General features: G+C 61.5%; 15 protein-coding genes and 2 tRNA genes. 15 read left to right on the top strand and 2 right to left on the bottom strand.

Annotated elements, in window-relative coordinates; translation table 11 throughout:
• Positions 1 to 4 precede the first annotated feature (4 nt).
• The 14 genes from folP to AC25MA_RS02930 all read left to right on the top strand — a co-directional run bounded on the left by folP (position 5) and on the right by AC25MA_RS02930 (position 13,232).
• Positions 5 to 856: a dihydropteroate synthase gene (gene folP, locus AC25MA_RS02995; protein WP_069016465.1), complete on the top strand. Its 852-nt coding sequence runs from the start codon at positions 5 to 7 to the stop codon at positions 854 to 856.
• Positions 857 to 872: 16 nt separating this feature from the next.
• Positions 873 to 2,213 carry a phosphoglucosamine mutase gene (gene glmM / locus AC25MA_RS02990; protein ID WP_241411213.1) on the top strand — a complete coding sequence of 447 codons (1,341 nt, stop codon included), beginning with the start codon at positions 873 to 875 and terminating at the stop codon, positions 2,211 to 2,213.
• A gap of 66 nt (positions 2,214 to 2,279) precedes the next feature.
• Complete coding sequence (gene tpiA / locus AC25MA_RS02985) at positions 2,280 to 3,035, top strand: triose-phosphate isomerase (RefSeq protein WP_062572734.1); 756 nt, start codon at positions 2,280 to 2,282, stop codon at positions 3,033 to 3,035.
• Between the two features lie 4 nt (positions 3,036 to 3,039).
• Positions 3,040 to 3,432 carry a preprotein translocase subunit SecG gene (gene secG / locus AC25MA_RS02980; RefSeq protein WP_028691255.1) on the top strand — a complete coding sequence of 131 codons (393 nt, stop codon included), beginning with the start codon at positions 3,040 to 3,042 and terminating at the stop codon, positions 3,430 to 3,432.
• Positions 3,433 to 3,453: 21 nt separating this feature from the next.
• Positions 3,454 to 3,539, top strand: a tRNA-Leu gene (locus tag AC25MA_RS02975).
• A gap of 98 nt (positions 3,540 to 3,637) precedes the next feature.
• A tRNA-Met gene (locus AC25MA_RS02970) sits at positions 3,638 to 3,714 on the top strand.
• A gap of 130 nt (positions 3,715 to 3,844) precedes the next feature.
• Positions 3,845 to 4,303, top strand: a complete 459-nt coding sequence (rimP, locus tag AC25MA_RS02965) for a ribosome maturation factor RimP (protein ID WP_036986186.1) — start codon at positions 3,845 to 3,847, stop codon at positions 4,301 to 4,303.
• Positions 4,304 to 4,362: 59 nt separating this feature from the next.
• Positions 4,363 to 5,844: a transcription termination factor NusA gene (gene nusA / locus AC25MA_RS02960; protein WP_028691253.1), complete on the top strand. Its 1,482-nt coding sequence runs from the start codon at positions 4,363 to 4,365 to the stop codon at positions 5,842 to 5,844.
• Between the two features lie 27 nt (positions 5,845 to 5,871).
• Positions 5,872 to 8,412, top strand: coding sequence for a translation initiation factor IF-2 (infB, locus tag AC25MA_RS02955; protein ID WP_028691252.1), 2,541 nt, complete (start codon positions 5,872 to 5,874; stop codon positions 8,410 to 8,412).
• Between the two features lie 116 nt (positions 8,413 to 8,528).
• Complete coding sequence (gene rbfA, locus AC25MA_RS02950) at positions 8,529 to 8,927, top strand: 30S ribosome-binding factor RbfA (RefSeq protein ID WP_028691251.1); 399 nt, start codon at positions 8,529 to 8,531, stop codon at positions 8,925 to 8,927.
• Positions 8,928 to 8,930: 3 nt separating this feature from the next.
• Positions 8,931 to 9,848: a tRNA pseudouridine(55) synthase TruB gene (truB, locus tag AC25MA_RS02945; RefSeq protein WP_486971776.1), complete on the top strand. Its 918-nt coding sequence runs from the start codon at positions 8,931 to 8,933 to the stop codon at positions 9,846 to 9,848.
• A gap of 149 nt (positions 9,849 to 9,997) precedes the next feature.
• Positions 9,998 to 10,267: a 30S ribosomal protein S15 gene (rpsO, locus tag AC25MA_RS02940; protein ID WP_003249971.1), complete on the top strand. Its 270-nt coding sequence runs from the start codon at positions 9,998 to 10,000 to the stop codon at positions 10,265 to 10,267.
• Between the two features lie 248 nt (positions 10,268 to 10,515).
• Positions 10,516 to 12,621 carry a polyribonucleotide nucleotidyltransferase gene (gene pnp / locus AC25MA_RS02935; RefSeq protein ID WP_486971775.1) on the top strand — a complete coding sequence of 702 codons (2,106 nt, stop codon included), beginning with the start codon at positions 10,516 to 10,518 and terminating at the stop codon, positions 12,619 to 12,621.
• Positions 12,622 to 12,881: 260 nt separating this feature from the next.
• Positions 12,882 to 13,232: a BON domain-containing protein gene (locus AC25MA_RS02930; protein ID WP_028691248.1), complete on the top strand. Its 351-nt coding sequence runs from the start codon at positions 12,882 to 12,884 to the stop codon at positions 13,230 to 13,232.
• A 94-nt stretch (positions 13,233 to 13,326) separates the two neighbouring features.
• On the opposite strand, the gene AC25MA_RS02925 is transcribed toward AC25MA_RS02930, so the two are convergent.
• The gene (locus AC25MA_RS02925) at positions 13,327 to 13,629 is read right to left on the bottom strand and encodes a heme-binding protein (protein WP_028691247.1); all 303 of its coding nucleotides are present in this window, start codon (positions 13,627 to 13,629) and stop codon (positions 13,327 to 13,329) included.
• A 61-nt stretch (positions 13,630 to 13,690) separates the two neighbouring features.
• Here AC25MA_RS02925 and AC25MA_RS02920 point away from each other — a divergent pair, with 61 nt between their 5' ends.
• Positions 13,691 to 14,104 (top strand): VOC family protein, encoded by a 414-nt coding sequence (locus AC25MA_RS02920; protein ID WP_028691246.1) that lies wholly within the window; start codon positions 13,691 to 13,693, stop codon positions 14,102 to 14,104.
• Positions 14,105 to 14,173: 69 nt separating this feature from the next.
• Here the strand turns inward: AC25MA_RS02920 and AC25MA_RS02915 are convergent, their stop codons facing one another.
• Positions 14,174 to 17,110 carry a DUF748 domain-containing protein gene (locus AC25MA_RS02915; protein ID WP_186596638.1) on the bottom strand — a complete coding sequence of 979 codons (2,937 nt, stop codon included), beginning with the start codon at positions 17,108 to 17,110 and terminating at the stop codon, positions 14,174 to 14,176.
• Positions 17,111 to 17,180: the final 70 nt, after the last annotated feature.

The raw sequence follows: 17,180 nt of genomic DNA, 5'->3' as shown, positions 1-17,180 counted from the left end.
ATCTATGAGCTTGACGCAGTACCCGACCCGGTTGCCTTGCGGCAACCGGGTTCTTGATTTGTCCCGTACCCATGTCATGGGTATCCTCAATGTCACCCCAGACTCGTTCTCCGATGGTGGGCGCTTCAGCCAGCGCGATGCGGCCTTGCGCCATGCCGAGGAGATGGTTGCGGCCGGTGCGACCCTGATCGACGTGGGCGGGGAGTCTACCCGTCCTGGGGCTCGCGCCGTCTCGCCTATCGAGGAACTGGAGCGCGTGGCGCCAATTGTCGAGGCGATCAGCAGTCGGCTCGACGTGATCATCTCGGTCGATACCTCGACGCCCTCGGTCATGCGCGAGACGGCCCGCCTTGGTGCAGGGCTGATCAACGATGTGCGCGCCCTGGAGCGTGACGGCGCGCTCGATGCGGCGGCCGATACCGGCCTGCCGGTGTGCTTGATGCACATGCGTGGCGAGCCGGGCAACATGCAGGACAATCCGCAGTACGAGGATGTGACAGCCGATGTAACGCGCTATCTTGAGCAGCGTATGGCCGCCTGCGCGGCGGCCGGCATCGGGGCTGAGCGCATCATCCTCGATCCAGGGTTCGGCTTTGCCAAGACCCTTGAGCACAACCTGAGCCTTTTCAAACACATGGAAGCGCTCTATCGCCTGGGGCGCCCGCTGCTGGTGGGCGTTTCGCGCAAGAGCATGATCGGTCTCGCGCTGGACCGTCCGGTCGGTGAGCGGCTCTATGGCAGTCTGGCCCTGGCCGCCCTGGCCATGACCAAGGGCGCGAGCATCCTGCGGGTACATGACGTCGCCGAAACCGTCGATGTCGTGCGCATGATCGCCGCGGTCCAGAGCGCCGAATAAGAACATTGGAGTCACTATGAGCAGAAAATACTTTGGTACCGATGGTATCCGCGGTCGCGTCGGCCAATTCCCCATCACCCCTGATTTCATGCTGAAACTCGGCTGGGCCGCCGGCATGGCCTTCCGCAAGCAGGGCAACTGCCGGGTACTGGTGGGCAAGGACACGCGGATCTCCGGCTACATGTTCGAATCCGCGCTCGAGGCGGGCCTGTCCGCCGCCGGTGCCGATGTGATGCTGCTCGGCCCGATGCCGACGCCGGCCATCGCCTACCTGACTCGCACTTTTCACGCCGAAGCCGGCATCGTCATCAGTGCTTCGCACAACCCCCATGACGACAACGGTATCAAGTTCTTCTCCGGTGCCGGCACCAAGTTGCCGGACGAAGTCGAACTGATGATCGAGGAGTTGCTCGACCAGCCGATGAATGTCGTCGAGTCCGGCAAGCTGGGCAAGGTCTCGCGCATCAACGACGCGGCGGGGCGCTACATCGAGTTCTGCAAGAGCAGCGTGCCCAGCAGCACCAGCTTCGAAGGCTTGAAGATCGTCGTGGACTGCGCCCATGGCGCCACCTACAAGGTCGCGCCGAGCGTGTTCCGTGAGCTGGGGGCTGACGTCACCGTGCTGCACGCCGCCCCGGATGGCCTGAACATCAACGAGAACTGCGGTTCGACCCATATCGAGTCGCTGCAGGCGGCGGTCCTGGTTGGCCATGCGGATATCGGCATCGCCTTCGATGGCGACGGCGACCGCGTGCTGATGGTCGATCACACCGGCGCCATCGTCGACGGTGACGAACTGCTGTTCATCATCGGTCGCGACATGCAGGAGCGCGGCAAGCTTCAAGGCGGCGTGGTCGGCACCCTGATGAGCAACCTGGGCCTGGAGCTGGCGTTCAAGGAACTGGACATCCCGTTCGTGCGGGCCAAGGTGGGCGACCGCTACGTCATGGCCGAACTGCTCGAGCGCGAGTGGCTGCTGGGTGGCGAAAACTCCGGTCATGTCGTCTGTGGCAGCCACACCACCACCGGTGATGCGATCATCGCCGCGCTGCAGGTGCTGATGGCGCTCAAGCGCCGTGGCGAAAACCTTGCCCAGGCCCGACAGGCCGTGCGCAAGTGCCCGCAGGTGCTGATCAACGTGCGTTTCGCGGCGGGCAAGAACGACCCGCTGGAAAACCCCCTGATCAAGGAAGCCAGTGCCAAGGCCACCGAGGCCATGGCCGGTCGTGGGCGGGTGCTGCTGCGCAAGTCCGGTACCGAACCGCTGGTGCGGGTGATGGTCGAGGGCGACGATGAAAGCCAGGTACGTGGCCATGCCGAGGCCCTGGCCAAGCTGGTCGAAGAAGTTTGTGCCTGAAAGAGGCTTGCCAGCGCAGATCGGGTTGGGTAAGATCTGCGCCCACTTTGACCGACGAGGTAAAGCATGCGTCGCCCCATGGTAGCTGGTAACTGGAAGATGCACGGTACCCGCGCCAGCGTCGTAGAGCTGACCCAGGGCTTGGGCAAGTTGTCCCTGCCGAGCGGAGTGGAAGTCGCGGTGTTTCCGCCATCCCTGTTCATCAATCAAGTGATTGATGGCTTGGAGGGAAAAGGAATCAACGTAGGCGCACAGAATTCTGCGGTACAATCTGAGCAAGGCGCGCTGACCGGCGAAGTTGCACCGAGTCAGTTGGCTGAAGTCGGTTGCAAATATGTATTGATTGGGCATTCCGAGCGTCGCCAGATTATTGGTGAAAGCGATGAAGTGCTGAATCAGAAGTTTGCAGCCGCTCAGAAAAGTGGTTTGACGCCAGTGCTGTGTATAGGGGAAACTCTTGCAGAGCGCGAGGCAGGTGAGACGCTTGAAGTTGTAGGGCGTCAACTAAGCAGTGTTATCGACGTGTTCGGTATCAAGGCTTTTGCCAATGCAGTTATTGCCTATGAGCCTGTTTGGGCCATTGGTACTGGTTTGACGGCCTCGCCACAGCAAGCCCAGGATGTGCATGCAGCCATCCGCAAGCAGTTGGCGGCGAAGGACGCCGAAGTTGCAGAAAACGTGCAACTTCTCTACGGCGGCAGCGTGAAGGCGGCCAATGCGGCTGAACTGTTCGGCATGCCGGATATCGATGGGGGGCTCATTGGTGGAGCGTCCCTGAACGCAGACGAATTCGGTGCAATTTGTCGCGCCGCAGGAAACTGAACAAATGCTGGAAACAGTCGTAGTTGTTTTTCATCTGTTGGCAGCGTTGGCACTGGTTGTAATGGTGCTGCTGCAACAGGGTAAAGGTGCGGAAGCAGGTGCATCTTTCGGCGCAGGTGCTTCAAATACTGTGTTCGGAAGCCAAGGTTCCGCTACCTTTTTGAGTAAAGTTACTGCTATACTTGCTGCCACTTTCTTTTTGACTGCACTTGGGTTAGGATATTTCGCCAAGCAGCAGGCTCACCAGTTGACTCAAGCTGGTCTGCCAGATCCAGCAGTGCTGGAAGTCAAAGAGCCAAAGCCGGCAGTCAATGATGATGTACCGGTGCTCCAGCAGCAGAAGAGCGAAACCACCAACTCTGGTGACGTACCTCCTCCAGCCAAAGAGCAGCAGTAACGGGTTTCAAGAAGTAGTATTGCCGAGGTGGTGGAATTGGTAGACACGCAACCTTGAGGTGGTTGTGCCCATAGGGTGTAGGGGTTCGAGTCCCCTTCTCGGTACCAATTGAAGCATGAGAGCCCGCTTTAGCGGGCTTTCTTGCAGGTGGAGGTCGGATTGACCCGGCAAAGGGTTCAGTCTTATACTTTCGCCCCAGCTTTGTCGCGGGGTGGAGCAGCTTGGTAGCTCGTCGGGCTCATAACCCGAAGGTCGTTGGTTCAAATCCAGCCCCCGCAACCAGCTTCAGCAGAGCCCCTTTTCAGGGGCTTTTTGCTAGCCGAACAGTTTTCGGCGCCGTTGTCCAACGGCGCTTTCAGGGATGGGCGCTTCGCCCATTTTTTATTTGCACAGCATGCACGAGGGGGTTCAGGTGTCGAGCAAGCTAGAACAGTTGCAGGCCTTGTTGGCCCCGGTTGTCGAGGGCCTGGGCTACCAATGCTGGGGGATCGAATACGTCTCCCAAGGCAAGCATTCGGTACTGCGTATCTACATCGACAAAGAAGACGGGATCCTGGTGGACGACTGCGAAGCCGTCAGCCGTCAGGCCAGCGCCATTCTCGATGTGGAAGATCCGATCAGCTCTGAATATACCCTCGAGGTGTCCTCTCCAGGCATGGACCGCCCGCTGTTCACTCTGGAACAGTTTGCTGCGCATGCCGGCGAGCAGGTGAAGATCAAGCTGCGTACGCCCTTCGAGGGCCGTCGTAACTTCCAGGGCCTTCTCCGCGGTGTGGAGGAGCAGGATGTGGTGGTCCAGGTGGACCAGCACGAGTTCCTGTTGCCGATCGACTCGATCGACAAGGCCAATATTATTCCCAGTTTTGACTGAGACGTGCCGGACCCGGCGAAACACCCGGGGCCAATGGCTTGCGCAAGGCGAGGCGTACGATGAGCAAAGAAGTACTGCTGGTTGTTGAATCGGTATCCAACGAAAAGGGTGTACCGCCCGGCGTCATTTTCGAGGCGCTGGAAGTGGCCCTGGCCACTGCAACCAAGAAACGTTTTGAGGACGAAGTCGACCTGCGTGTGGAAATCAACCGCCACACCGGTAGCTACGAGACCTTCCGCCGCTGGACCGTGGTCGACGAGAACGACCTGGACGATCCGGCGATCGAGACCTGGCTGGAAAAGATCCAGGACACGCACCCGGACGCCAAGATCGGTGACGTGATCGAAGAGAAGATCGAGTCGATCGAGTTCGGCCGCATCGCCGCCCAGACCGCCAAGCAGGTCATCGTGCAGAAGGTCCGCGAGGCCGAGCGCGCCCAGGTGGTCGACGCTTACCGCGAGCGCGTGGGCGAGATCATCTCCGGTACCGTGAAGAAGGTCACCCGCGACAACGTCATCGTCGACCTGGGCAACAACGCCGAGGCGCTGCTGGCCCGCGAAGACATCATTCCCCGTGAGACCTTCCGTGTCGGCGTGCGCCTGCGTGCGTTGCTCAAGGAAATCCGCACCGAGAACCGTGGTCCTCAGCTGATCCTGTCGCGCACTGCGCCGCAGATGCTGATCGAGCTGTTCCGCATCGAAGTGCCGGAAATCGCCGAAGGCCTCATCGAAGTCATGGCCGCCTCCCGTGATCCGGGATCGCGCGCCAAGATCGCCGTCCGCTCCAAGGACAAGCGCATCGACCCGCAAGGCGCCTGCATCGGCATGCGTGGTTCGCGTGTCCAGGCCGTATCCGGCGAGCTGGGTGGCGAGCGTGTGGATATCGTCCTGTGGGACGAGAACCCGGCGCAGTTCGTCATCAACGCCATGTCGCCAGCAGAGGTTGCTGCGATCATCGTTGACGAGGACGCCCATGCGATGGATATCGCCGTGGCCGAGGACAACCTGGCTCAGGCCATCGGACGTGGCGGTCAGAACGTCCGTCTGGCGAGCCAGCTGACTGCATGGACCCTGAACGTGATGACCGAGAAGGACATCCAGGCCAAGCAACAGGCTGAGACAGGCGACATCCTGCGTAACTTCATTGAGGAACTGGAAGTCGACGAAGAGCTGGCACAGGTGCTGGTCGACGAAGGCTTCACCAGCCTCGAAGAAATTGCCTACGTACCGTTGGAAGAAATGCTCAACATCGATGGCTTTGACGAAGATATCGTCAATGAGCTGCGCGCTCGTGCCAAGGACCGTTTGTTGACCAAAGCCATCGCTACCGAAGAAAAACTGGCAGACGCCCATCCGGCCGACGACCTGCTCTCCCTTGAGGGCATGGACAAGGACCTGGCGGCGGAACTGGCGGTGCGCGGCGTGGTTAACCGCGAAGACCTGGCCGAGCAGTCGATTGACGACCTGCTCGACATCGACGGCATCGACGAAGAGCGTGCCGGCAAGTTGATCATGGCCGCCCGAGCCCACTGGTTCGAGTAATTAGGCGCGGCCTGAGGAGAGAAGTGCATGACGCAAGTCACGGTGAAAGAACTGGCCCAAGAGGTCGAGGCACCGGTAGAGCGCCTGCTGCAGCAGATGCGTGAGGCAGGTCTGCCGCACACCGACGCCGGTCAGGTAGTGACCGACAATGAGAAGCAGACCCTGCTGACTCATTTGAAGAGCAGCCACAAGAGCAAGGCGGAAGAGCCGCGCAAGATCACCTTGCAGCGCAAGACCACCAGCACTCTGCGTGTCGCCGGTAGCAAGAGCATCAGCGTAGAAGTACGCAAGAAGAAAGTATTCGTGCAGCGCAGCCCGGAGGAAATCCAGGCTGAGCAGAAGCGTGAGCAGGAAGAGCGCCGCGCCGCCGAAAACGCCGCGCGCGAAAAGGTTGAAGCCGAAGTGCGCCAGCGCAACGAGGAGCAGGCCCGCCGTCAGGCTGCCGAGGCCCCGGCCGCTGCACCAGTGGCCAAGGCCGAGCCTGCACCTGTTGCAGCCCCGGTAATGGCCAACGCGCCGGTGTCCGAAGACGCCGCCGCTCGTGCCGCCGAGCGCAAGAAGGACGAGAGCCGTCGTAACGAAAGCCGTACCCGCGATGACGATCGTCGCGGTGGTGGCCCGGCTGCGGCCGGTCGTGGCGAAGCGCCGCGCATGTCGGTCAAGGTCAAGGTCAAGGAGAAGGAAAAGGCTCCGACTCCACGTGCAGCGCCACGCACCACCGACGAAGAGAGCGATGGTTTCCGTCGTGGTCGCGGCGGCAAGGGCAAAGGCAAGAAGCGCAACCAGCACGGCTTCCAGAACCCGACCGGTCCAGTCATTCGTGACGTGACCATCGGCGAGACCATCACCGTCTCGGAACTGGCGCAACAGATGTCGGTCAAGGCCGCTGAAGTCGTCAAGTTCATGTTCAAGCTGGGTACTCCGGTCACCATCAACCAGGTGCTCGATCAGGAGACCGCTCAGCTGGTCGCCGAAGAGCTGGGCCACAAGGTCACCCTGGTCAGCGACACGGCCCTGGAAGATTCCCTGGCCGAATCGCTGAAGTTCGAAGGCGAGACCACATCGCGTGCGCCGGTCGTGACCGTCATGGGTCACGTTGACCACGGTAAGACCTCGCTGCTCGACTATATCCGTCGTGCCAAGGTTGCCGCCGGCGAAGCCGGTGGTATTACCCAGCACATCGGTGCCTACCACGTCGAAACCGACCGTGGCATGGTCACCTTCCTCGACACCCCGGGCCACGCTGCGTTTACCCAGATGCGTGCACGGGGTGCCAAGGCGACCGACATCGTCATCCTGGTGGTGGCGGCGGACGACGGCGTGATGCCGCAGACCCGCGAAGCCGTGCAGCACGCGAAAGCGGCTGGCGTTCCGCTGGTTGTCGCCGTGAACAAGATCGACAAGCCGGGTGCCGACCTCGATCGCATCCGTAACGAGCTGTCGGTCGAAGGCGTGACCTCCGAGGACTGGGGTGGTGACACGCCGTTCGTCAAGGTTTCGGCGAAGATGGGTACCGGCGTCGACGAACTGCTCGAAGCTGTCCTGCTGCAGGCCGAGATCCTCGAACTCAAGGCCACTCCGACCGCTCCTGGTCGTGGTGTCGTGGTCGAGTCGCGTCTGGACAAGGGCCGCGGCCCGGTGGCCACCATCCTGGTTCAGGACGGTACCCTGCGTCAGGGCGACATGGTCCTGGTCGGTTCCAACTATGGCCGCGTACGTGCCATGCTCGACGAGAACGGCAAGCCTGTGAAGGAAGCTGGCCCGTCGATCCCGGTCGAGATCCTTGGCCTGGACGGCACACCGGACGCAGGCGAAGAGATGTCGGTGGTTGCTGACGAGAAGAAAGCGCGTGAAGTTGCGCTGTTCCGTCAAGGCAAGTTCCGCGAGGTCAAGCTGGCCCGTGCTCACGCCGGCAAGCTGGAAAACATCTTCGAGACCATGGGTCAGGAAGAGAAGAAGACCCTCAACATCGTCCTCAAGACCGATGTGCGTGGTTCCCTCGAAGCGCTGCAGGGTTCGCTCGGCAGCCTGGGCAATGACGAAGTTCAGGTACGCGTCATTGGTGGCGGCGTCGGTGGTATCACCGAGAGCGACGCCAACCTGGCACTGGCCTCGAACGCGGTGCTGTTCGGCTTCAACGTGCGTGCCGATGCCGGTGCGCGCAAGATCGTCGAGCAGGAAGGTCTGGATATGCGTTACTACAACGTGATCTACGACATCATCGAAGACGTCAAGAAGGCCCTGACCGGCATGCTCGGCAGCGATGTTCGCGAGAACATCCTGGGTGTGGCCGAAGTGCGTGACGTGTTCCGTTCGCCGAAGTTCGGCGCCATCGCCGGCTGTATGGTCATCGAGGGTACCGTGTACCGCAACCGTCCGATCCGCGTACTGCGCGATGACGTGGTGATCTTCGAAGGCGAGCTGGAATCGCTGCGTCGCTTCAAGGACGACGCCTCCGAAGTGCGTAACGGCATGGAGTGTGGTATTGGCGTCAAGAGCTACAACGACGTCAAGGTCGGCGACAAGATCGAAGTCTTCGAGAAAGTCCAGGTGGCTCGCACCCTGTAAGGGCCGAGCCGGGTGCAGGCCCCGTCGCAAGGCGGCTGGCGGCGCCTCTGAAGGTAGCGCCCGGTCAGGCTTAAGCCTGACCGGGCGTTTGCCGCTTTACGTTACAGGTAGCAAGAATGGCAAAAGAATACAGCCGTACCCAACGTATCGGCGATCAGATGCAGCGTGAGCTGGCAGAACTGATCCGCCGTGAAGTCAAAGACCCGCGTGTCGGTCTGGTGACCATCACCGCTGTCGACGTCAGCCGTGACCTGGGTCATGCGAAGGTTTTCATCACCGTCATGGGCGAAGAAACGCCCGACGCAGTGAAGCAGTCGCTCAAGGCGCTGAACAGCGCCGCCAGCTTCCTGCGCCTGCACTTGGGGCGCTCGATGCAACTGCGCAGCGTGCCACAGTTACACTTCCACTTCGATGAAAGCGTCAGCCGTGGTGTCCACCTGTCTGCGCTGATCGAGCGTGCGGTGGCCGAAGACCGCCTGCACAAGGATGCCGACGAGCTGGACGCCAAGGAGTAAACGGTGGCCCAGGTCAAACGTATCCGCCGCAATGTCAGCGGCATCATCCTGCTCGACAAGCCGTTGGGATTCACCTCCAACGCCGCCCTGCAGAAGGTTCGTTGGTTGCTCAACGCGGAAAAGGCCGGCCACACCGGCAGCCTCGATCCGCTGGCAACCGGCGTGCTGCCACTGTGCTTTGGTGAGGCGACCAAGTTCTCCCAGTACCTGCTCGATTCCGACAAGGGCTACGAGACGGTCATGCAGCTAGGGCAGACCACCACCACCGCGGACGCCGAAGGCGAGGTCCTGCAGACCCGCGAAGTAACCGTTGGTCGCGCCGACATCGATGCCGTGATTCCGCGTTTCAAGGGTGAAATCCTTCAGGTGCCGCCGATGTACTCGGCCCTCAAGCGCGATGGCCAGCCGCTCTACAAGCTGGCACGTGCAGGAGAGGTAGTGGAGCGCGAGGCGCGTTCTGTTACTATTGGCCGCTTGGAGTTGCTCGAGTGCGAAGGCACCCGTGCGCGCCTGTCGGTTGGATGCAGCAAAGGCACCTATATTCGCACCCTGGTGGAGGATATCGGTGAGGCGCTGGGCTGTGGTGCCTATGTCGCCGAACTGCGCCGTACGCAGGCGGGCCCCTTCGAGCTGGCACAAACGGTGACGCTCGAGGAACTCGAGCAAGCCCATGCCGAAGGCGGCAACGAAGCGCTTGATCGCTTCCTCATGCCTTCGGACAGCGGGCTGCAGGACTGGCCACTGGTGCTGCTGTCCGAGCACAGCGCGTTCTACTGGCTGCATGGCCAGGCGGTACGTGCGCCGGACGCGCCGCAGTTTGGCATGGTTCGGGTACAGGATCACAATGGTCGCTTCATCGGTATCGGTGAAGTGAGCGAAGACGGGCGCATCGCGCCGCGTCGGCTGATTCGGTCGGAATGACCGGAACCACGGGCAGAGGCTTCGGCTGAAACCGGTGGATACGAGGGTGGCTGTTATTAGGCACGGTCACACCTCTTCTTTTTAATACGGGGACTTGTCCCTGGCCTATTGGAGACCGTTCGCGGGATCCGTTTATCAGGAGAAGCCAAATGGCCCTCAGCGTCGAAGAAAAAGCTCAGATCGTTGCCGAATACCAGCAAGCCGCCGGCGATACCGGTAGCCCGGAAGTGCAGGTTGCTCTGCTGACCGCCAACATCAACAAGCTGCAAGGCCACTTCAAGGCCAACGATAAAGACCACCACTCCCGTCGTGGTCTGATCCGTATGGTCAACCAGCGTCGTAAGCTGCTGGACTACCTGAAGGGCAAAGACACCACCCGTTACAGCGCCCTGATCGGTCGCCTGGGTCTGCGTCGCTAATAGCGGCCTGGCCAGTGGTGTTGCATGGCGTGTCGCACGCATCGGCAGGGTTGCCCGGCAACCCTGGCGTTGGACACGCCACGCGATCTGCGAGGTTGGCAGCCTGGTCCGTCGTGCGGTTCATCCGCCCGGCGCCAGGCTCCCAGCCTCGTGTTGTATCTGGACGGTCAATGGGGCCGATTCCCCGTTCTGCCCAAGAATTCGCAAGAACCAGTTCCCCCAAGAGCCACTGAAGAAGGTAGGAAACCGTGAACCCGGTAATCAAGAAATTCCAGTTCGGTCAATCGACCGTAACCCTCGAAACGGGCCGCATTGCCCGTCAGGCCACCGGCGCCGTGCTGGTCACCGTCGACAACGATGTCACCGTACTGGTGACCGTGGTCGGTGCCAAGCAGGCTGATCCGGGCAAGGGCTTCTTCCCGCTGTCCGTGCACTACCAGGAAAAGACCTACGCCGCCGGCAAGATCCCAGGTGGTTTCTTCAAGCGTGAAGGCCGTCCTTCCGAGAAGGAAACCCTGACCTCGCGCCTGATCGACCGTCCGATCCGCCCGCTGTTCCCTGAAGGCTTCATGAACGAAGTCCAGGTCGTCTGCACCGTGGTTTCCACCAGCAAGAAGACCGATCCGGACATCGCCGCGATGATCGGTACCTCGGCTGCCCTGGCCATCTCCGGCATTCCGTTCGAAGGCCCGATCGGCGCCGCCCGTGTCGCCTTCCACGAAAGCACCGGCTACCTGCTGAACCCGACCTACGAGCAACTGGCTGCCTCGAGCCTGGACATGGTCGTTGCCGGTACCGAGTCCGCCGTGCTGATGGTCGAATCCGAAGCCCAGGAGCTGACCGAAGACCAGATGCTGGGCGCCGTGCTGTTCGCCCACGACGAATTCCAGGCCGTGATCAAGGCGGTCAAAGAGCTGGCTGCCGAAGCTGCCAAGCCAAACTGGGACTGGAAACCTGCCGTTGCCAACACTGAGCTGTTCAACGCCATCCGTGCTGAATTCGGCGAAGCCGTTTCCCAGGGCTACACCATCACCGTCAAGGCCGACCGCTACGCGCGCCTGGGCGAGCTGCGTGACCAAGCCATTGCCAAGTTCTCCGGCGAAGAAGGCCAACCGTCGGCCGGCGAAGTCAAAGAGATCTTCGGCGAAATCGAATACCGCACCGTTCGCGAAAACATCGTCAACGGCAAGCCGCGTATCGACGGTCGCGACACTAAGACCGTGCGTCCGCTGAACATCGAAGTTGGCGTTCTGCCGAAGACCCACGGTTCGGCGCTGTTCACCCGCGGCGAAACCCAGGCCCTGGTCGTCGCGACCCTGGGTACTGCCCGTGACGCCCAGTTGCTGGACACCCTCGAAGGCGAGAAGAAAGACCCCTTCATGCTGCACTACAACTTCCCGCCGTTCTCGGTGGGCGAGTGTGGCCGCATGGGCGGTGCCGGTCGTCGCGAAATCGGCCACGGCCGTCTGGCCCGTCGTTCGGTCCAGGCCATGCTGCCGGCCGCCGACGTGTTCCCGTACACCATCCGCGTGGTGTCGGAAATCACCGAGTCCAACGGTTCCAGCTCCATGGCTTCGGTCTGCGGCGCCTCGCTGGCCCTGATGGACGCCGGCGTGCCGATGAAAGCACCGGTTGCCGGTATCGCCATGGGCTTGGTCAAGGAAGGTGACAAGTTCGCCGTCCTGACCGATATCCTGGGTGACGAAGACCACCTGGGCGACATGGACTTCAAGGTAGCGGGTACCGCCAAAGGCGTCACCGCGCTGCAGATGGACATCAAGATCAACGGCATCACCGAAGAGATCATGGAAATCGCCCTGGGCCAGGCCCTGGAAGCGCGCCTGAACATCCTCGGCCAGATGAACCAGATCATCGGCGAGTCGCGTACCGAGCTGTCGGCCAACGCCCCGACCATGATCGCGATGAAGATCGATACCGACAAGATCCGTGACGTCATCGGCAAGGGCGGCGCCACCATCCGCGCCATCTGCGAAGAGACCAAGGCTTCGATCGATATCGAAGACGATGGCTCGATCAAGATCTTTGGCGAGACCAAGGAAGCCGCGGACGCTGCCAAGCAGCGCATCCTGGGCATCACCGCCGAGGCCGAGATCGGCAAGATCTACGTCGGCAAGGTCGAGCGCATTGTCGACTTCGGCGCCTTCGTCAACATTCTGCCGGGCAAGGACGGCCTGGTGCACATCTCCATGCTGAGCGATGCTCGCGTCGAGAAAGTCACCGACGTGCTGAAGGAAGGCCAGGAAGTCGAAGTGCTGGTACTGGACGTGGACAACCGCGGCCGTATCAAGCTGTCGATCAAGGACGTTGCCGCTGCCAAGGCATCGGGCGTCTAAGCCTTCCCAGGCTGAAAGGAAGGACCCTTCGGGGTCCTTTTTTTATGCCTGCGGCTTTGTCTTGTGGACTTGCATCTTGCATGCAGGATTTTGCCCGGGCTTGCAAAATGCACGACCAGCTATCTATTGATGAATTGTTAACTTATTGATTTAAAAGATAAAAACTAAAATCAAAAAGCTGGCACACGCCCTGCAACATCACTTCTACCTGACGCCAGGAACCACGGCGCAGACCTTTCGAAAAAACAGGAGTGACCCACATGAAGAAGTTCGCCATTGCTGCCGCTACTGCCACCGCTCTGACCCTGACCATGGCTAACGCGGCGTTCGCTGCCCAGTCCACCCAGGCCCCGATGACGCTGGCGGCCGGTGAGGTGACCAAAGCCAAGGAAGCTACTTCCGACACCTGGATCACCACCAAGGTGAAGGCCGACTTGATGACCGAGAAAGGCGTGCCAGGCAGCGACATCAAGGTCGAAACCAACAAAGGCGTAGTGTCCCTGTCCTCGGACGTGGCCATTACCGATGCGCAGAAGGAGATGGCGGTTGCCATCGCCAAAAAGATCAAGGGCGTGCAGGCCGTGTCTGCTGATGGCCTGAAGTCCGAATAAGGAATGTCCCGTCGGCCAAAAGGATTTGGCCACCCCTTCAAGCAAAAGCCCCGGCATTAGCCGGGGCTTTTGCTTGCGCTCATGCAGGCGCGCTTCAGTTCACCGGATTGCGTGCGATCACATCGCTCTCGAAGCACACCTGCTCCACGATCAACGGTTCCACCAGCGGCCTGCTGTCCCGGAAATGCGCGGTCTGGGTATGGGTCTCATACGCAGCGTCGTCCTGGTAGATCTCGTACAGGTAGATCACATCTGGATTTTCCCGATCCTGGGCCACATCGAACACCAGGCAGCCCGGTTCGGTAGCCACCGAAGCGGCGGCGTTGGCCTTGATTGCAGTGAGGAAGGCTTCGGCAGTACCGGGTTTCACGCGGGTCTTGATAAACAGACAGTACACAGGAATCTCCTTTTGTTTTAAATTCTTTTCTTAATTGTATACAAAAATAGGAGCCGCGATCATGTCCCAACTACCTGTGCGACCAGGCCGCCTGAATGGCCTGCGTCATATCGCCTTGCTGGTCCCCAATCTGGAGGAATGCGAGCGCTTCTACGTGGATGTTCTAGGCATGGAGGTGCTGAACCGCGCCAATGAAGACCTGGTCTACCTGACCTGTGGCAACGACAACTTGTCACTGGGGCGCGGAGCAGGGGCGGCCAATGGGCTGCAGACACTGGACCACTATGGCTTCATCGTCGACAGCGTGGAGGAGCTGGAAGACTGGTACCAGTACTTCAAGGCCCATGGCGTGACGTTGCTGGATCGCCCGTTCAATCACGGCGATGGGGCGCGCAGCTTCCATTTGCTGGACCCGGCGGGGAACAAGGTGCAGCCGCTGTATCACCCGGCGGTGTCGGGGCAACGGCTGGCCTGATGGTATTGATCGCCAGCGCTACCCTCATCGCCGGCAAGCCGTCGATGAGGGCGATTGGGTCGAGATGCTTTACTCGGCATCCAGGTGCATCGGCGTCACCACGCGGCCATCGCTCTCGGCTTGGCCGAGGTTGGTGTCGATGAAGTACACCCGGTCATCTTCCAGCTGGCCCTTGTCCACGAGGTAGTCCTTGATGCTGCTGGCCCGCTCCTGGCCCAGATTGCGCAGCAGCACGGTACTTTCCGCCCAGGACTTGATCACCGCCTCGCGCAGCTTGGCGCTACGCTCGTCACGGCTCAGGTCCTGCCATTCAGCCGGGGGCTGCTGTTTCAAGCGGGTACGGTAGATGCCTTCGAGCATTGCCGGCTTGTCGCTGTCGTCCACCACCAGCAGCGAGGCGTTGGCCGGTACCTTGTCGCCGCGGCGCTGGAGGATCTTGTACCAGGTGGCCTGGTACTCGCGCTCCAGGCGCTGCTGGGCGATCAGCGGGCCGTCGCTGCTCTGGGCGGCGGTGCCTTCGATCTCCAGGCGCAGTTCGGGGCGTGCCTTGAGGGCTGAGGCGAGCTTGTCGAGGGAGGCCTGCACATCAGGGGTCAGGTCGCTGGAGCCCGCCGCGAAAGAGACGTTGCCCAGGTCTTGCGCGCCGCCGCCGGAGACCAGCCCGCCGAGCAGCTTGAACGGCGCCTGTGCCGCGCGCAGCACCAGGTTGCGCAGGGTCTGCCAGACGATCGGCATCACGCTGAATTGCGGGTTGTTGAGGTCGCCCGACACGGGCAGCTCGATGGAGATCCTGCCTTCGGTGTCCTTGAGCAGCGCCACCGCCAGGCGGATCGGCAGGTCCACGGCGTCCGGGCTGTCGACTTTCTCGCCCAGTTGCAATTGCTCGATCACTACCTTGTTCTCGGCCTTGAGCTGACCGTTGGTGATCAGGTAGTGCAGGTCCAGGTTCAGCCGGCCCTTGCGGATGCGCATGCCCGCGAACTTGCCTGAATAGGGGGTGAGGGTGGTCAGCTCGACACGCTTGAAGCTGGTGGCGATGTCCAGGCTGGCCAGCGGGTTGAACGGGTTGAGCGCGCCCTTGATGGTGACCGGCGCGTAGCGGTCCACCTTGCCCTTGATGTCCACTTTGGCCGGCAGCGGCTTGCGGTTGTCGATGGTGCCGATCTGGCCATTGAGCTGCTGCACGGCGGTGGCGAAGTTGGGTGTAAGGGTCAGGTCGGCGAAGTTGGCCGAACCGTCATTGATGCTGATCTGGCCGATACGAATGCCCAGTTCCTTGCCACCGCCGGACGCCGCCGACTTGCTCGGCGCCGCAGCCGGTTTGTCCGCGGGTTGCGGGATCAGCAGGTCGTCGACGTTGGTGGTACGGTCTTCGTTGATGATGAAGCGCGCATAGGGTTGCAGCAGAGTGACCTTGTCGATCGACAGGGCATCACCGTGCACGTAGGACAGGCCATCGACGTTGACCTGCTGCCATTTGACGAAGTCGCGGTTCTTGATGGTGTCCAGGGTGTGCAGCTGGTTGGCCTGGGCCTTGCCGGTGATGCTGAAGGCCAGTGGTTCGGTGCTCTTGAGGTCGACCTTGAGGTCGCTGGAGAGCATGCCGCTGCGCAGCTCCAGGCGGATGAACGGGCTGATGTAGGCCTGGGCGACCCGCAGGTCGATGTCGCGGGTGGCCACGTCGAGTTTCGCCGTGACCGGTGCCAGGTTGACCTGGCCGGCGGCCTGCAGCTTGCCCTGCTTGCCCACGCCGGTGTCGAGCTTGAGGGTGAAGGGTGACTGGTTGAGGCTGTCGAAGTTCTGCAGGTCGAGGTTGAGCGGGCCGACATCCAGGGCCACGGGCTCCTTCTGGCTACGGTCGGCCAGGTGGACCAGGTAGTTGCGCGCCTGCACATCCTTGAGCAGGACCTGCCAGGGCTTGCCCGGCTCCTTGGCGGCCTGCTCTTCAGGGGTCGGCTCGGCGGCGGCGGGCTCGGCCTTTTCCTTCGGCGTGGCCTTGGCGGGCTGGCTGGCGAACAGCTTCTGCCAGTCGAGCTGGCCGTCCTTCTCCAGGGCTGCCCAGGTCTCCAGCTTCTCGCTACGGATCTTGCCGACGGTGACCAGCTGTTTGGCCAGGTCGATGGAGGTCTCGCTGACTTCCAGGCTGGCCAGGCGGGCCAGCGGGCGACCGTCCGGGGCCTTTATGGCAAAGGGCGCGACCCGCACCGAGGTGTTGTCGAGCAGGAACTCGGTTTCCTTGGCGAGGTTGAGCTTGTAGTGGGTGTCGAGGCTGACCATGCCGTCTTCCAGCACCAGCGGCACGGCGTCACGCACATAAGGCCAGAACAGCTTCATCTTGCCGTCGGTGACCTTGAGGGTGCCTTCGGAGGCGATCGGCGTCAGGCTCAGGGTGCCGCTCCAGTCGATGCGCCCACCTGACGGGCCGTTGGCCACCAGGGTCATGTCGGCGTTGTCGTCGGGCAGGGTGCTGAGGTTCTTCAGTTCCAGGTTCATCGAGTCGTAGAGGAACTCGATCGGCTCGCTCGGGCGCAGGTCCTGGAAGTGCAGGTAGCCCTCGCTGAGCTTGATGCTGGCGATGCGCAGCGGGAACGGATCGCTGGGCGGCTCGTCCGGTTTGGGCTCGCTCGGCGGAATCTTGAACAGCTGGGTCAGGTTGAGGCTGCCGTCCTTGGCGAACAGCAGCTCGGTGCGCGGCTTGTCCAGTTCCACGGCGTCGAGGCGCAGGGCCTTGGTCCACAGGCTGTCGAGGGCGAGGTTGGCGTACAGGCGTTCGAAGCCGACCTGCTCCTTGCCGGGTTCGCCGATCTGCAGACCCCAGAGCGTCAGCTCAAGGCTGAACGGGTTGAGTTCGATGCGCTGCAGGTGTGCCGGCACCGTGGCGTATTGCGCCAACTGCTGGTTGGCAATGCGCAGGGCGACACCTGGAAGAATGAAAAAGCCGAGCAGGCCGTACAGGGCCACGAGGGCCAGCAGTGCGCCGATAGCGCGGGTCAATCCTTTGGGCATGTGTCGCATCGTCTGTATCAGGCTGGAGTGCTTGGAGTATGGCACGTTAAATCGGTTCCGATGAACGGAG

This window comes from Pseudomonas sp. P65(2024) (assembly GCF_057480955.1).
Note: the sequence above shows the minus strand (reverse complement) of the source record. Positions and strands in the feature narration are given on the sequence as shown.

What these genes read in the sequence shown, in the direction of transcription:
- folP (WP_069016465.1), top strand. Translation starts at nt 5, where the DNA reads ATGAGCTTGACGCAGTACCCGACCCGGTTGCCTTGCGGCAACCGGGTT.
- glmM (WP_241411213.1), top strand. Translation starts at nt 873, where the DNA reads ATGAGCAGAAAATACTTTGGTACCGATGGTATCCGCGGTCGCGTCGGC.
- tpiA (WP_062572734.1), top strand. Translation starts at nt 2,280, where the DNA reads ATGCGTCGCCCCATGGTAGCTGGTAACTGGAAGATGCACGGTACCCGC.
- secG (WP_028691255.1), top strand. Translation starts at nt 3,040, where the DNA reads ATGCTGGAAACAGTCGTAGTTGTTTTTCATCTGTTGGCAGCGTTGGCA.
- nusA (WP_028691253.1), top strand. Translation starts at nt 4,363, where the DNA reads ATGAGCAAAGAAGTACTGCTGGTTGTTGAATCGGTATCCAACGAAAAG.
- infB (WP_028691252.1), top strand. Translation starts at nt 5,872, where the DNA reads ATGACGCAAGTCACGGTGAAAGAACTGGCCCAAGAGGTCGAGGCACCG.
- rbfA (WP_028691251.1), top strand. Translation starts at nt 8,529, where the DNA reads ATGGCAAAAGAATACAGCCGTACCCAACGTATCGGCGATCAGATGCAG.
- rpsO (WP_003249971.1), top strand. Translation starts at nt 9,998, where the DNA reads ATGGCCCTCAGCGTCGAAGAAAAAGCTCAGATCGTTGCCGAATACCAG.
- AC25MA_RS02930 (WP_028691248.1), top strand. Translation starts at nt 12,882, where the DNA reads ATGAAGAAGTTCGCCATTGCTGCCGCTACTGCCACCGCTCTGACCCTG.
- AC25MA_RS02920 (WP_028691246.1), top strand. Translation starts at nt 13,691, where the DNA reads ATGTCCCAACTACCTGTGCGACCAGGCCGCCTGAATGGCCTGCGTCAT.
- AC25MA_RS02915 (WP_186596638.1), bottom strand. Translation starts at nt 17,110, where the DNA reads ATGCCCAAAGGATTGACCCGCGCTATCGGCGCACTGCTGGCCCTCGTG.